We start from the raw sequence: 14,453 nt of genomic DNA, 5'->3' as shown, positions 1-14,453 counted from the left end.
GAGGAACATCGACATGAATATTTTCTGGTTTATCCCCACTCACGGTGACAGTCGTTATTTAGGTACCAGTAAGGGTGCTCGTCAGGTCGATCATGCTTATATGAAACAAATTGCCGTTACAGTCGACCATTTAGGTTATGCCGGTGTTTTGATTCCTACGGGTCGTTCTTGTGAAGATCCGTGGATTACGGCGGCAAGCTTAATCGATGCAACCAAACAACTTAAATTCCTCGTTGCATTACGTCCAGGGATCACCACAGCTTCACTTGCTGCACGCATGGCAGCAACTTTTGATCGTTTGTCGAATGGTCGTATTCTCCTCAACCTTGTTACGGGCGGAGATGAGCAAGAACTAAAAGGTGATGGTCTGTATGAAGACCACAGCACTCGTTATCAGACAGCTTCTGAATATGTAAAAATTTGGCGAGAAATTCTCACTCGCTCGCATACGGGTGAATCATTTACTTTTCACGGCGAACGTCTCAGTGTCGATGATGCCAAACTACTCTACCCACCCGTACAAAAGCCTTATCCACCTTTATGGTTCGGTGGCTCATCAGACGCGGCAACTGAGCTTGCCGCTGAGCAAGTGGATACCTATTTGACTTGGGGTGAACCGCCTGCTGCGGTGAAAGAAAAAATCGAACACCTACGTGCAAAAGCGGCGGCTAAAGGACGTACGCTGAATTATGGTATTCGCTTACATGTCATCGTCCGCGAAAACAATGAACAGGCTTGGGCTGCTGCGGATGAATTGATCCAATACCTTGATGATGAAACCATTGCCGCAGCACAGAAAAAATTTGCACAAATGGATTCTGTTGGGCAACAACGCATGGCTGCGCTACATGGGGGCCGTAAAGATCAGCTTGAAGTCTCACCTAACCTTTGGGCGGGTATTGGTCTAGTTCGGGGTGGCGCAGGAACCGCCTTAGTCGGTGATCCTGAAACCGTTGCGGCACGTATCCAAGAATATGCTGATTTGGGGATTGATACCTTTATCTTCTCTGGCTACCCACATCTAGAAGAATCAATTCGGTTTGCTGAATTGGTGTTCCCATTACTGCCGCTTAAAACCCGAGAGAAACTGGCACAGCCGCATTTAACAGGACCATTCGGTGAAATCATTGCCAATAACTATGTGCCTGAGGTCAAGCAACCCAGAAAAGTGGTTAAGGAGAGCGTATGAGTGTACAGACGCTATTCAATGATGTTTCACGTGGAACACAAAAAATAGGCAAAAGTTTATTGCCTTGGCTGTTTCCAATTTTACTGGTTTTGATTTGGCAAGGAGCTTCTAGTTCTGGCTTATTACAAAGTCGAGTTCTACCTGCCCCTACAGCTGTCGTGAGTGCTTTTTGGCATTTATTGGTCAGTGGCGAGCTTTGGCAACACGTCAAAGTTAGTGCTGGTCGAGCGTTGTTGGGTTTGTTGATTGGGGGTGGCTTGGGGCTGATTTTAGGATTGTTAAATGGTTCATCAAGGATTGCTTCGACCTTGCTTGATACCACCTTACAGATGATCCGTAACATCCCTGCACTGGCACTGATTCCATTGGTGATTTTATGGTTCGGAATCGATGAAACGGCCAAATTATTTTTGGTTGCTGTCGGTGTATTTTTTCCGATGTATATCAATACTTATCATGGCATTCGTTCAATCGATCCTCAACTGATTGAAATGGGTAAAAGTTACGGACTCAATCGTTGGCAACTCTATAAAGACATTATTTTACCCAGCGCAATGCCTTCTATTTTGGTCGGGCTGCGTTTTTCTTTAGGGTTGGTTTGGGTCTTGCTCATCGTGGCGGAAACCATTTCAGCGCAAGCAGGAATCGGCTATATGACCATGAATGCACGCGAGTTTTTACAAACTGATATCGTATTGGTCGGCATTTTACTCTACGCCTTGCTGGGCAAATTAGCGGACGTATTGGCACAAGCTTTAGAACACTATTTATTACGCTGGCATGCAGGCTATCAAAAATAAAAAGGAGACGAATATGAGTAACTTGAATTTAAATTTTTTTGATGACAGTTTGATCCAGCCTGTGGCTGAGCCAGAAACGCCAACCGCTCCCGCAAATGGTGCAGACATTCTGATTGAACAACTCTATAAGTTTTATGACGAGGTCAAAGTTTTAGAAGATTTAGATCTGAATATTCAAGCTGGGGAGTTTGTTGCCATTGTAGGGCGTAGTGGTTGCGGCAAAAGCACGCTACTGCGTCTGATTGCCCAACTGGAAAAACCAAGTTATGGTGAAATTAAATTCCAGTCTGCACGTAACTTTCGGGAAGGCATCACCAGTGCTGATATTCGAGTGATGTTTCAAGACCCTCGCTTACTACCATGGAAGAACGTTTTACAAAATGTACAATTAGGTTTAACCAAAACCCAGCATCACCTAGCAGAAACGCTTTTAACAAAAGTCGGTTTAAAAGACAAAGCCATGCAGTGGCCCGCACAACTTTCTGGGGGGCAGCGCCAACGAGCAGCTTTAGCGCGTGCCCTCTCCCATACGCCACGTATTCTGTTGCTGGATGAACCATTAGGGGCATTAGATGCATTGACTCGTTTGGAAATGCAAAAGCTCATAGAACAGTTGTGGAAAGAACAAGGCTTTACGGCGATTTTAGTCACGCATGATGTTAGTGAAGCAGTCCAACTTGCCGATCGGATTATTTTACTCGATCAAGGACACATCGCTCACAACTTTCAGGTCAATCTGCCACGTCCACGTAAAAAAAGTATTGCGTTTGCACAACTCGAACAGCACGTCCTAGATGCGGTTTTAGCTACCTGAAACCGTCTCATCGACTTTAAAATGTGGTTAAAAGCATAAAAATACGAAGCGCTTGCCCTTCAATGCAGCAGGAATAATTTACAAATCATGTAATTCAATTTTTAGATATTCATCATTATCAAACACATCGTTACCGTTAATCTAAGAACTACATTTTTTTTAATAAAAAACTGTGTTCTTGTGCACAAAACCGACAATTTATCTTACAATGTCAATGACATTTTTTGAATCAAGCTCGCAGATGGAACAGAAAAAAAGTACACAAAAGCGCAATCAACTGCTGAATGCTGCCCTAGATGTTTTTTCCGTCTATGGGTTCAGTGGCGCTAGTTTGGATGAGATTGCACAACTCGCTAGTATGCACAAATCTAATATTTTCTATTACTATGAAAATAAAGAGTCTCTATACGTCGAGGTGCTAACCACGGTGTTGCAAAAGTGGCTTGCGCCCTTGCAAACACTGGAATCAGAACTTGAGCCGACCGAAGCACTCACCCACTATTTAATTCAAAAGCTAGAAAGCTCACGCGATCAACCGAAAGCATCGCGTTTGTTTGCACTGGAGATTATCCAAGGTGCACCGCATATTTTACCGATCTTAAAAGGTCCTTTGAAAAAGCTATTTAAACGCAAAACCAAAGTGATCCAGATTTGGCAAGAACAAGGTAAATTGTCTAAAGAAATTGATCCTGAACTGTTTATTATCAATATTTGGGCAATCACCCAAAACTATGCTGATTTTTCCACTCAAATGGAAATGGTGACGGGTAAAACCTTGCGCAATCGCAGTATGTACCAACGCTCTGTTGAACACACAGTTCATTTGATGCTGTACGGCGCATTACCACGTTAGATTTTCTTCACAAGCCTTAATTTTAGCGTTTGAAATACACTAAAAAGCGACTTTATTAGTCGCTTTTTTCTATTAAATGCGTGACCTGACCCATCCTGAAATAAGTTTACATATTAAGAGACTTATTTTATGGAACATGAAAAAATTATGAAAAACCGTTCCAGTGTGCTGAACCTTAGAACGGCTTACGTTAAGATATTGAGATAAAAAGGAAAAGTTAAAAAATTACGCATAAGGCGTATTATGTTAATTTTAGAAAATCTTTAAAAACTTAAATTCAGGACTTCATAACATGTATGAAAGTTATACACATCAAGCTTTGCCATCAAAAAAGTATAGAGAACTTATAGGAACGGCTATTTGCGTATTTAATTCAAATAATAGCTTTGTGATCGAAAACATCTTAAGAGGAGATCAGACTGGTCAATATGAATGGCATAAACTCATAGACAAAGTGTCAGGTCGCCTTAGTGGTGATATTGAACAGACGATTACAGCTAATTCAGATGCAACTATTGCACAACTTTTTAGTGATATCGTTGATATAAGAAATCGAATAGTACATAGCTTTCAAATTACAGCTCCAGCTGGTGTTATTGATGACGTAGATAATCAAATGCTCGCAACTAAGCATAGAGATGGAAGACAAGAGAGAATTACTGAAGAATATTTGATGAATTTCATAAAGCTGAATGAAGAACTTTCAACTAAACTGCATCAATTTAGAGGATTCTAATCGCTTATTTAACATAATGGCTGGTATAAGAACCTAAAAAATAAAAAGCCAGAATAAGATCAGAGATCTGATCTTATTCTGGCTTTTTAGAGTATTATAGATATATGTCTACAAAATCTTTAGAGTATTTCTTATGCTAACTATTTCGGAAAATGAAATCATAGCGCGCCTAAAATTTGATAATCCATGGTGGGAAGATAGAGATACGGCTATTCCCCATAGCAAACACCCCAAAAGGAAATACTTTTTTAGCTTCTATGAAAACATCTTAGATCGTTCTGTGAACAGAGCGCTTGTATTGATGGGACCGAGGCGTGTGGGTAAAACTGTGATGGTCATGCAAAGTATTTATGGGCTAATTCATAAAAATTCAGTTGATCATAAAAAAATATTATTTTTATCTTTAGAAACACCTATTTATACAGGTATTGCTTTAGAAAAACTTCTAAATATTTTTAATTCATTACATGATCATAAAAGACACGATGAACTATATATATACTTCGATGAAATTCAATATCTAAGAGATTGGGAAGTCCATCTAAAGTCGTTAGTAGATTCATATCCAGACTATAAATTTGTGGTTACAGGATCTGCTGCTGCCGCATTACGCTTAAAAAGTAATGAATCTGGTGCTGGACGATTTAGTGACTATGTACTTCCACCTTTAACATTTGCTGAATACCTTTCTTTTATAGGTAAAGAGTCTGACTTAATTAACTATATTGAAGATGAGGGAGACGATGAAAATGATGAACATGGATACACTACAAATAATATTGAAGATCTAAATAAAGAGTTTGTTAATTATCTTAATTATGGTGGCTATCCTGAAACTGTTTTTTCTAAAACAATTCGAGAAAATCAGTCACAATATATTAAGAGTGACATCATCGATAAGGTTCTTTTAAGAGATTTGCCTAGTCTGTATGGTATTAATGATATTCAGGAACTAAATAGATTATTTACTACCCTAGCTTATAACACAGGGCAGGAAGTATCTTTAGACGGTCTGTCAAAGGATTCTGGGGTAGCGAAAAATACGATCAAACGCTATTTAGAATATCTAGAGGCAGCCTTCTTGATTAAAAGAGTTGAAAGGATTGACAACAACTGTAAGCGATTTAAAAGAGCAAATTTCTTTAAAATCTATTTAACTAATCCATCTATGAGAGCAGCCTTATTTGGACAAATAGAACCTGATTCTCCACATATGGGAGCGTTGACAGAGACAGCAATCTATAGTCAATGGCAACATGGAGCCATTGATTCTTTATATTATGCTAGATGGGATAATGGTGAAATTGATATTGTTTATCTAGGTAACCTACAAAAGCCACTGTGGTTCATCGAAATAAAATGGACAGATCGTCCATTTACAGATCATAAAGAATTAGATAACTGCATAAACTTTAAACGAAAAAATCCTAGCCTACAAACTAATTCTATTTTAGTTACTAGTAAAACTATTGATGATGAATTGATATATAGAGATGAACTATTTACTTTCAAACCATCAAGTTTATACGCATATATAGTTGGTTTTAACTCATTAAAAAGAATTGGCAAATAAAAAAATAAACAAGCATCCTAATTAGGATGCTTGTTTAACATAAAATCTCTTATGCGTAACCAGCTTGCAAGCTAAAGTAACTTTTAATTTCAACAATCTACCGATACGCAAAAGCCCACCCATACAAACTACAAGGCTAGACCTTTACATTTAAAAATGTGCCTGATACAAAGCCAATAATTTTTGAGCGCCCAAGAGCAAGTTCTCTTCCCAGTCTAGATGGGCCGTATCATTCGCACCATCGGTAATATATTTGACTGAAATCAAGCGCACATCCAACTTTCGGCAGACTTTTGCCAAAGCATAGCCTTCCATATCCACTAAATTACAGCTTACTTTCGGCTGCCCTGTTTCGAAGGAGTCTCCCGTTCCACAAACCCCTTTAGGTAAATACTCAAAATGGGGCTGTGCATGAATTTCGGCAGGAATATCATCATCCATTGGCGTGACACCCACCGCAAAACCTAAGGGGGAAACATCCATATCCCGCTGCACAAATGTGATTACTTCAACCAGACTATGTGCATTAAAATGCGAACTTCCCGCACTACCCAAATTGATTAAAGTCTTACATCCTGTTTTTTGAATCACCTCAAAGGCTTTAAATGCCGCATTGATTTTGCCAATTCCGCTGTAATGAACATTAATCCCCGCCTGTTCAAACAGACCTTTAGATTCATTTGGCAAAGCCATAATCAAGGCAACATCAGCACGCATACACTAGAACTCGTTTTAGGTGAAATTGAAAACCATATATAAAAAAAGCCGTGGTCTCCCACAGCTCAAATATTATTGCATCTTCTGCTGCAATGCGACCAAGCATGGAGAGAAAAATAATTGGCCACTATATGCACCCACCACTGTTTTCTTCATGACCAAAGCCCATAAGCCAACTAAAAGTAAGCTTAAAACCACAGCGACATACTGTAGCGCATCAATATGTAACTGATGTGCCAAATTAAAGATCGCTAAGATAAAGACCCCAAATGGAAAGGTCAGACCCCACCACCCTAAGTTAAATGGAATGCCAGTTCGTGCATGTCTCAGTGTGGTTAAAATGGCGATACCAAACCACCATACCCCAAAGCCTAACAACACTAGACTCGCCACAATCCCAAGAGCTGGCAATAATATTGCTAAGCTTTCCAAACCCATGGCTTGCATAATCCGTGGTGCTTGTTCGCCCAATAACAGTAAGGCCAATGCTCCTGTGCCAATCGGTCCCAAACACAACCAACTTGAGATCGCCACTTCTTTCTCAGGCAATTGATGCAAGGCCAAGCGCAACATCAAAATCGTCAATACCGCAAAAGCAGGCAAAACAGAAATTCCCCACAGCACATAACCCGTGATCAAAATATAAAAAGCATGTTGATCTGCGGCCAAATGTTGTACTAACAGACCAGCAGAACTTGCTGCAACCTCACACGCCACAATGGGTAATAACCAGACTGCGGTCATACGATGTAAATGATGATCTTGACAGCTAAACATACAAAATGGCACGAGCCACGCAATCACAACGGCAAGAAACACATCGATGTACCAAAGATATTGTGCAATTTGAATGGCAATATCACCATATAACGCTGTACCAAAATTGAGAAACCCATTGGCAATCGTTGCCAAGCCCATCGGAATTGCACCCAAAAATAAGCTCATATTGGGATGCGTGAAAATCTGCTTGGCTTCTGCTGGAAACAGAATCCAACGTAAGATATAGAGAACACTAAAAGTGCTAAATAACAGAATATTGAACTGCCATAATTTGGTTGCCAGCATAAACATGAGCGATGACGCAAAAGGTAACTGTGCTAAAATCATTGCCACGACACCCGTTCCCATGGTTGCAGTAAACCAGTTCGGGGTAAAATGACGAATCACATCTCTGCTCTGTTGTAACTGGTAAAATGGCTTTTTCATCTCTAGCTCTAAGTAAGCGGCGATAAAGGAATCTTATTCCAATCCATAAATAAGAAAAATTGATTTATTTTTATTTAATGAATCAATTTAATTGATATATATTTCTTAAATATTGAAAATATCTTGTATAAAAACACAACAACAAGACGAAACGCTGAGAATATGGCAAAATACAGCCTTTGCAAAATTCGCTGAATTTAACGCCCATGAAGTTGCTTCGTCTCAACGCTTTATCGCCAGATTTTCAGTTACCTCCGACTGCGGTAACGATTGGCAATTTTGATGGTGTCCATTTAGGACATCAAGCGATGATTGCTCAACTCAAAACATTGGCAGCAGCCAAAGGCTTAAAAACATTAGTGATGATTTTTGAGCCGCAACCCCTCGAATTTTTTAAAGGTTACGAAGCTCCGCCACGCATTAGCTCTCTACGTGAAAAAGTAGAATATTTGACAGAGCTTGGCGTCGACTATATTGCTGTAGCCAAATTTGATCATTATTTTAGAAGTTTAAACGCCACTGAATTCGCTGAATTACTCAAACTCAAACTCAATGCCCAAAGCTTGGTGTTAGGCGATGACTTTCATTTTGGCAAAGATCGTCAAGGCAATAGCAGTTTTTTACGCGATTATGGTTTTGATGTGATCAACCTTAATACCGTTGCCTTAAATGGTGACCGTGTTAGTTCAACGCGTATTCGTCAAGTCTTACAAGAAGGTGATCTCGCATTAGCAGCAAAGTTACTGGGTCGCCCTTATAGCATCACAGGTCGTGTGCAATACGGAGATCAAATAGGACGTACGCTTGATTTCCCAACGATTAATGTCCGCTTAAACCGCCATAGACCGTGTTTAAGTGGGATTTATGCTGTAGATGTCGTATGTGAAAATGCTTCACTTACAGCAACAATAAAACATGCAGATCCTGCGCTAAATGGTATTGCAGGATACCAAGGTGACAGTTTGTTTGGTGCAGGTCATGTGGGGACACGCCCTGCGATTCAACAAGCTCAACCTGAATGGCGATTAGAGGTACATTTCCCCGATGTTTCTGCTAATCTGTATGGCTTATTAATGCGGGTAACCTTTCTTCACTATTTACATGGTGAACTGAATTATCCTTCGCTTGAAGCACTCAAAGCTGGAATTGATGATGATGTACAGCAGTTACGAGATTATCGTAAGCGTACACCTGAATTTCCTTTTTAAATTTAATTGTAAAACCTGTCAGTTTAGACTGATCAAACTGGAAGACAACTTGCATGAGCGATAAGCAAACTCCTGAAAATGCAGTGGATTATAAAGCCACACTCAATTTGCCTGACACTAAATTTGCGATGAAGGCAAATTTGGCTGTGCGTGAAGCCAAATGGTTAGAAGAGTGGTATGCCGACAACATTTATCAGCAGATTCGTGCATCGCGTATTGGTAAGAAAAAATATATTTTGCATGATGGTCCTCCGTATGCAAACGGTACCATTCACTTAGGTCACGCTGTCAATAAAGTGCTTAAAGACATTATCGTCAAAAGTCGTACTTTGGCAGGTTTTGATGCGCCTTATGTACCCGGTTGGGACTGCCACGGTTTACCTATCGAACTTAAAGTGGAAGAAAAAGTCGGTAAAGTCGGTGAGAAAGTGGATGCTGCGACGTTCCGTAAGCACTGCCGTGAATATGCACAACAACAAATCGATATACAACGCGCTGATTTTAAACGCTTAGGTGTGTTAGGTGATTGGGATAATCCCTATCTGACCATGAACTTTAAGCAAGAAGCCGATATTGTGCGTGCTTTAGGTCAAATTCAAAAAAATGGTCACGTACAGCCAGGCTTAAAGCCCGTGAACTGGTGTATGGACTGTGGCTCTGCCCTTGCTGAAGCTGAAGTTGAATACGAAGATAAAAAATCTGATGCGATTGACGTTGGTTTTACCGTTGTTGATCTCAAAGATTTAAGTGCACGTCTCGGTATAGATGTACAAGACGTGACTGATATCGTGATTTGGACCACCACACCGTGGACCTTGCCTGCCAACCAAGCTGTGGCATTACACGCTGAAATTGACTACCAGTTGGTTCAGGTCAGCACTGATCGCGCTAAACAAAACTTTATTTTGGCAAAAGATTTAGTTGAATCGGCGATTGAGCGTTACAAGCTTGAGCATCCTGTTGTTTTGGCTGATTTTACCGGTAACAAACTTGAAAACTTGTTGCTTCAGCATCCATTACTGGTAGATCGTCAGGTTCCAATCATTTTAGGTGAGCACGTTATTGCAACCAGCGGTACAGGGGCGGTACACACAGCACCTGGACATGGTGTGGATGACTATAAAGTCGGCTTACAATATAACCTTAAAGTCGATAATCCAGTGGGTGGCAATGGTGTGTATTTACCGACTGCCCCTATCTTTGCTGGCGAGCACATCTATAAAGCCAATCCAAAAATCATTGAAGCTTTAGGGGCGACAGGTCGTTTGTGGGCACATCAACCGATCAAACACAGTTACCCACATTGCTGGCGTCATAAAACACCGATTATCTTCCGTGCAACACCGCAATGGTTCATTAGCATGGATCAAGAAAACTTGCGTAGTAAAGCACTCAATGCAATCGAGAATGACATTGAGTTCGTACCGAGCTGGGGTAAGAGCCGTATTGAGTCAATGATTGATGGCCGTCCAGACTGGTGTATCTCTCGTCAACGCACTTGGGGTGTTCCAATCCCATTCTTCGTGCATAAAGACACCAATGAATTACATCCTCGTACCCCTGAACTGATTGAAGAAGTTGCAAAACTGATCGAGCAAGAAGGCATTGATGCGTGGTTTAATCGTGAAGCAAAAGACTTCATAGGTGCAGATGCTGAACAATATAATGCTATTCGCGATACCTTAGATGTATGGTTCGATTCAGGTACGACACACTATGCAGTACTTGAGCAGCGTGAAGATCTTGAATGTCCTGCTGACTTATATCTAGAAGGTTCAGACCAACATCGTGGCTGGTTCCAGTCGTCACTACTCACTTCGATCGCAACCCATAATCGTGCACCCTACAAAGCATTGTTAACCCATGGTTTCACGGTTGATGAAAATGGTCGTAAACTCTCTAAATCATTGGGTAACTACATCCCATTAGAAGAAATCATCAAGCAATTGGGTGCAGATGGCTTACGCCTGTATGTTGCCTCTAGCGACTACCGCTATGAAATCGCAGCGAGTAAAGAGATCTTTAGTCGTGTCAGCGATAGCTATCGCCGTATTCGTAATACCTTACGTTTCTTACTTGCCAACTTAAATGGTTTTAAACCAAGTACCGATGCGCTCCCTGTAAACCAATTGATCGAGCTTGATCAATATATTTTACAACGTGCTCACGATGTACAAAAAACCATTGTTGCAGCTTATGAAGAAATGAACTTCCATGCGGTGTGTAGCGCATTAACCACGTTCTGTATTAACGATTTGGGTGGTTTCTATCTCGATATCATCAAAGATCGTCAATACACCACTAAAGCCGATTCACAAGCACGTCTATCTGCTCAAACTGCGCTGTATCATATCGTTCAGGCTTTTGTCCGCTGGATGTCTCCTATCTTGAGCTTTACTGCGCAAGAAGCTTGGTCACTGATTCCAGAACAAACTGAAAAATACGTGTTCACCGCTGAGTGGTATGACATCCCTGTTGCCTCAGCTGAAAGACAAATCACTGAAGCAGATTGGCAAACATTGATTAGCGTAAAGTCAGCAGTAAATAAACAGATCGAAGCAGCACGTAACGCTAAACTGGTGGGCAGTAACTTATCTGCTAAAGTTGAACTCTGGGCAGATGAAGCGCTAGAAAAAGTATTAAACCAATTGGCTAACGAACTCCGTTTCGTCTTGATCACCTCTCAAGTCATCGTTCACCCTTATGCTGAGCAAGGTGAAAGCACAGACCTTGCTGGTTTACGTGTTCGAATTTCGGCTGCTGAAGGTGAAAAATGTGTACGTTGCTGGCATGTATTGCCTGATGTAAATACACATGTTGGTCATGCTGGTTTATGCTCCCGCTGTATCGTCAACGTCACTGGCAGTGGCGAAGTGAGAAAGTATGCCTAATTCACAAACCAAAACGGGCTTGTTCCAATTTTACCCACACAATCTACTTTGGCTTGGACTTTCACTCCTAGCCATTGTGTTGGATCAATGGACCAAGTGGATTGCAAGCTCGCATTTAAATTATGCAGATCCTATTCCAGTACTGCCTTTTCTAAATTGGACATTGCTGCATAATTATGGCGCAGCATTTAGCTTCTTATCAGACGCTGGTGGATGGCAACGCTACTTTTTTACGTCGTTAGCAGCATTAGTTTCAGTCATTTTTATTTTCTGGCTGATGCGCATGCCGAAGAAAATGATCGTTTTACCGATGGCGATTGCATTGATCCTTGGTGGCGCGCTGGGTAATTTAATTGACCGCGTCAGTTTGGGCTATGTGGTGGACTTTATCCATGTTTACTATCAAAACAGCCACTTCCCAGCATTCAACATTGCAGACAGTGCCATTACTTTAGGAACTATTCTGCTATTGATTGATACCTTCTTCCTTGAAAAGAAACGCAACCAAAACAAGGATGCATAATATGACTGACATTATCCAACCGAACGAAGAAACGCGTATCCAAGATGGCTCAAAAGTTGATTTGCATTTTTCTGTTTCGATTGAAAATGGCGTTGAGATTGACAACACACGCGGCCGTGAAGAACCGGTTAGTCTTGTGATTGGTGATGGTAACTTGTTACCTGGATTTGAAAAGGCTTTATTTGGCTTACGTGCAGGCGACCGTCGTACCGTACATTTGCCACCTGAAGATGCTTTTGGCCCTTGGAATCCTGAAAATATTCAAACCTTTGATACTGTTAAGTTTGAACAACGCCCAATCATTGGTCATATGATTGAATTCGAAGATAAAGCCAAAGCAACCTTGTTTGGTATCGTGAAATCAGTCAATGATGACATCACAGAAATCGATTTTAATCATCCATTGGCAGGGAAAAACATCACTTTTGAGGTCGAAATCTTTAAAGTCACCCCTGCGGGTCAGCAAGCCATTAAACTGATGTAATACAAAAGCTCTCAAATGAGAGCTTTTTTTATCACTCAAGATAAGTATAAGATTATTTAAACCTTCTCATATTCGTGAAAATTAAATCGTCAAACAAATAAATTATAGGAATTAATAAATGCTCATTCATATTATTGTTGGAAGTGTTCGTGAAGGACGCACTGCGATTAAAGTTGCTAATTGGCTACAGCAGGCGATTACAGCATTTTCATTGGAAAACATCCAAACAGAAATCGTAGACTTGAAAGAATGGGATCTGCCTATTTTTGCAGGTGCTAACCCTCCTGCCACAGGAATTTATGATCAACCCAAACAACAACAATGGGCCGATAAAATTGCAACTGCTGATGCTTTTATCTTGATTAGCCCTGAATATAATCATGGTTATAGCCCAGCGCTTAAGAATGCATTGGACTACTTAGGTAAGGAATGGCAAGGTAAACCTGCTGCTTACATCGGTTATGGCTCAACCAATGGCTCTCGTTCAATTGACCAGATCCGTCAGGTGGGTACACAACTTGGCATGATTGATTCTAATGCGACCTTAGAAATTCGGGATATTTTCAAACGTAATAAAGAACAAACCTTTGAAGCAAATGAGTTTGAGGTGAAAGGTTTAAAAGGAATGGTTGAGAAATTACAGAAATATCATTCAGCTTAGCTGTAAGCCTGAACGTACAGTGATCGGGGTCATTGACGAATATACAGTGCCCTGTATTCACTTTAATATATAAACCATACAGAGACAGGAAGTCTCATTGAAAATAACAAGACCCACAGGAAGTGGTTGTTTATAGGAAATAAACGACAATAAACTAAATACGAAAAAAGCCCCATCAGGATGATGGGGCTTTTTTTATTACTTTTATTAGGATGTAACAGAACTAGACATCTTGTCTCTTAAGATACAATCTGCCACTTAAAGCACTACATTTCTCCCGCTTTTGCATTGCTAACCTAACTAAAAGTAATCTTGAGGAGAAACTACGATGGCTAAAAAAGCATTATTTATAACTTCAAATGTTGGTGTTGAACACGATGAACTTATCCAGCCCCTTGAGTTCTTAAAAGCTAAAGGGGTTGAAGTCATACATGCCGCAGAGACATCTCAAACAGTACAAACAGTGAAAAGTGATAAAGAAATAGGGCCTAGCTATTCCCCTCAAACTTCTTTAGATCAGGTTTCAGCAGAAGATTATGACATTTTGATCATTCCGGGCGGTACTGTAAATGCAGATAGTCTTCGCCTTAATGAAACAGCACACAAGATTATTCAATATTTTACTGATCAGAAAAAACCTATTGCTGCAATTTGCCATGCACCTTGGGTTCTAATCAATGCAGAGCGAATCAAAGATAAGAATCTGACCTCATATAAAAGCATCCGCTTAGATCTTGAAAATGCGGGCGCTCATTGGGTAGATAAGGCCGTCCACCGCTGTAATACCCATGAATGGCC

The 14,453-nt window shown here is 40.6% G+C and carries 14 protein-coding genes; 12 read left to right on the top strand and 2 right to left on the bottom strand.

All coding sequences use genetic code 11. From position 1 onward, the window contains the following. Positions 1–13: 13 nt before the first annotated feature. The 6 genes from ssuD to EXE30_RS11085 all read left to right on the top strand — a co-directional run bounded on the left by ssuD (position 14) and on the right by EXE30_RS11085 (position 5,965). Positions 14–1,189 carry an FMNH2-dependent alkanesulfonate monooxygenase gene (ssuD, locus tag EXE30_RS11110; RefSeq protein ID WP_130162443.1) on the top strand — a complete coding sequence of 392 codons (1,176 nt, stop codon included), beginning with the start codon at positions 14–16 and terminating at the stop codon, positions 1,187–1,189. Further along, the gene (gene ssuC / locus EXE30_RS11105) at positions 1,186–1,989 is read left to right on the top strand and encodes an aliphatic sulfonate ABC transporter permease SsuC (protein ID WP_130162442.1); all 804 of its coding nucleotides are present in this window, start codon (positions 1,186–1,188) and stop codon (positions 1,987–1,989) included. The genes ssuD and ssuC overlap by 4 nt, the downstream gene beginning before the upstream one ends. Before the next feature lie 13 nt (positions 1,990–2,002). Beyond that, positions 2,003–2,803, top strand: a complete 801-nt coding sequence (locus tag EXE30_RS11100) for an ABC transporter ATP-binding protein (protein ID WP_130162441.1) — start codon at positions 2,003–2,005, stop codon at positions 2,801–2,803. Positions 2,804–3,044: 241 nt separating this feature from the next. Continuing rightward, entirely contained in the window at positions 3,045–3,656 is a 612-nt protein-coding gene (locus EXE30_RS11095; RefSeq protein WP_004667910.1) for a TetR/AcrR family transcriptional regulator, read from the top strand. Positions 3,657–3,948: 292 nt separating this feature from the next. Then, positions 3,949–4,392 carry a selenium binding protein gene (locus EXE30_RS11090; protein ID WP_130162440.1) on the top strand — a complete coding sequence of 148 codons (444 nt, stop codon included), beginning with the start codon at positions 3,949–3,951 and terminating at the stop codon, positions 4,390–4,392. Between the two features lie 133 nt (positions 4,393–4,525). Next, positions 4,526–5,965 carry an ATP-binding protein gene (locus EXE30_RS11085; RefSeq protein WP_130162439.1) on the top strand — a complete coding sequence of 480 codons (1,440 nt, stop codon included), beginning with the start codon at positions 4,526–4,528 and terminating at the stop codon, positions 5,963–5,965. Between the two features lie 150 nt (positions 5,966–6,115). Here EXE30_RS11085 and EXE30_RS11080 read toward each other — a convergent pair whose 3' ends face one another. Then, complete coding sequence (locus EXE30_RS11080) at positions 6,116–6,682, bottom strand: 5'-methylthioadenosine/S-adenosylhomocysteine nucleosidase family protein (RefSeq protein ID WP_130162438.1); 567 nt, start codon at positions 6,680–6,682, stop codon at positions 6,116–6,118. 72 nt (positions 6,683–6,754) lie between these two features. Next, a complete protein-coding gene (locus tag EXE30_RS11075; protein WP_130162437.1) occupies positions 6,755–7,888 on the bottom strand; it encodes a TDT family transporter in 1,134 nt (377 codons plus the stop codon). 206 nt (positions 7,889–8,094) lie between these two features. On the opposite strand from EXE30_RS11075, the gene ribF reads away from it, so the two are divergent. The 6 genes from ribF to EXE30_RS11045 all read left to right on the top strand — a co-directional run. After that, positions 8,095–9,096, top strand: a complete 1,002-nt coding sequence (gene ribF / locus EXE30_RS11070) for a riboflavin biosynthesis protein RibF (RefSeq protein ID WP_130162436.1) — start codon at positions 8,095–8,097, stop codon at positions 9,094–9,096. Positions 9,097–9,149: 53 nt separating this feature from the next. Beyond that, positions 9,150–11,987 (top strand): isoleucine--tRNA ligase, encoded by a 2,838-nt coding sequence (ileS, locus tag EXE30_RS11065; RefSeq protein ID WP_130162435.1) that lies wholly within the window; start codon positions 9,150–9,152, stop codon positions 11,985–11,987. Further along, entirely contained in the window at positions 11,980–12,510 is a 531-nt protein-coding gene (lspA, locus tag EXE30_RS11060) for a signal peptidase II (RefSeq protein ID WP_004667903.1), read from the top strand. The genes ileS and lspA overlap by 8 nt, the downstream gene beginning before the upstream one ends. Before the next feature lies 1 nt (position 12,511). Further along, on the top strand, positions 12,512–12,994 hold the full coding sequence (locus EXE30_RS11055) for an FKBP-type peptidyl-prolyl cis-trans isomerase (RefSeq protein WP_130162434.1): 483 nt from the start codon (positions 12,512–12,514) through the stop codon (positions 12,992–12,994). A gap of 118 nt (positions 12,995–13,112) precedes the next feature. Further along, positions 13,113–13,655 carry an NADPH-dependent FMN reductase gene (locus EXE30_RS11050; RefSeq protein ID WP_130162433.1) on the top strand — a complete coding sequence of 181 codons (543 nt, stop codon included), beginning with the start codon at positions 13,113–13,115 and terminating at the stop codon, positions 13,653–13,655. 328 nt (positions 13,656–13,983) lie between these two features. Continuing rightward, positions 13,984–14,453: DJ-1/PfpI family protein (locus EXE30_RS11045; protein ID WP_130162432.1), on the top strand; the 470-nt coding region annotated here is incomplete at its 3' end.

The organism is Acinetobacter halotolerans (assembly GCF_004208515.1).
In the GTDB taxonomy this organism is placed as follows: Bacteria; Pseudomonadota; Gammaproteobacteria; order Pseudomonadales; family Moraxellaceae; genus Acinetobacter; species Acinetobacter halotolerans.
The sequence above is the reverse complement of the archived record's forward strand: the minus strand, read 5'-3'. Positions and strand labels throughout refer to the sequence as shown.

Coding starts and splice junctions, on each gene's coding strand:
- EXE30_RS11080 (WP_130162438.1), bottom strand. CDS start 6,682: ATGCGTGCTGATGTTGCCTTGATTATGGCTTTGCCAAATGAATCTAAA.
- EXE30_RS11050 (WP_130162433.1), top strand. CDS start 13,113: ATGCTCATTCATATTATTGTTGGAAGTGTTCGTGAAGGACGCACTGCG.
- EXE30_RS11075 (WP_130162437.1), bottom strand. CDS start 7,888: ATGAAAAAGCCATTTTACCAGTTACAACAGAGCAGAGATGTGATTCGT.
- EXE30_RS11085 (WP_130162439.1), top strand. CDS start 4,526: ATGCTAACTATTTCGGAAAATGAAATCATAGCGCGCCTAAAATTTGAT.
- ileS (WP_130162435.1), top strand. CDS start 9,150: ATGAGCGATAAGCAAACTCCTGAAAATGCAGTGGATTATAAAGCCACA.
- ssuC (WP_130162442.1), top strand. CDS start 1,186: ATGAGTGTACAGACGCTATTCAATGATGTTTCACGTGGAACACAAAAA.
- EXE30_RS11100 (WP_130162441.1), top strand. CDS start 2,003: ATGAGTAACTTGAATTTAAATTTTTTTGATGACAGTTTGATCCAGCCT.
- lspA (WP_004667903.1), top strand. CDS start 11,980: ATGCCTAATTCACAAACCAAAACGGGCTTGTTCCAATTTTACCCACAC.
- ssuD (WP_130162443.1), top strand. CDS start 14: ATGAATATTTTCTGGTTTATCCCCACTCACGGTGACAGTCGTTATTTA.
- EXE30_RS11090 (WP_130162440.1), top strand. CDS start 3,949: ATGTATGAAAGTTATACACATCAAGCTTTGCCATCAAAAAAGTATAGA.
- EXE30_RS11095 (WP_004667910.1), top strand. CDS start 3,045: ATGGAACAGAAAAAAAGTACACAAAAGCGCAATCAACTGCTGAATGCT.
- ribF (WP_130162436.1), top strand. CDS start 8,095: ATGAAGTTGCTTCGTCTCAACGCTTTATCGCCAGATTTTCAGTTACCT.
- EXE30_RS11055 (WP_130162434.1), top strand. CDS start 12,512: ATGACTGACATTATCCAACCGAACGAAGAAACGCGTATCCAAGATGGC.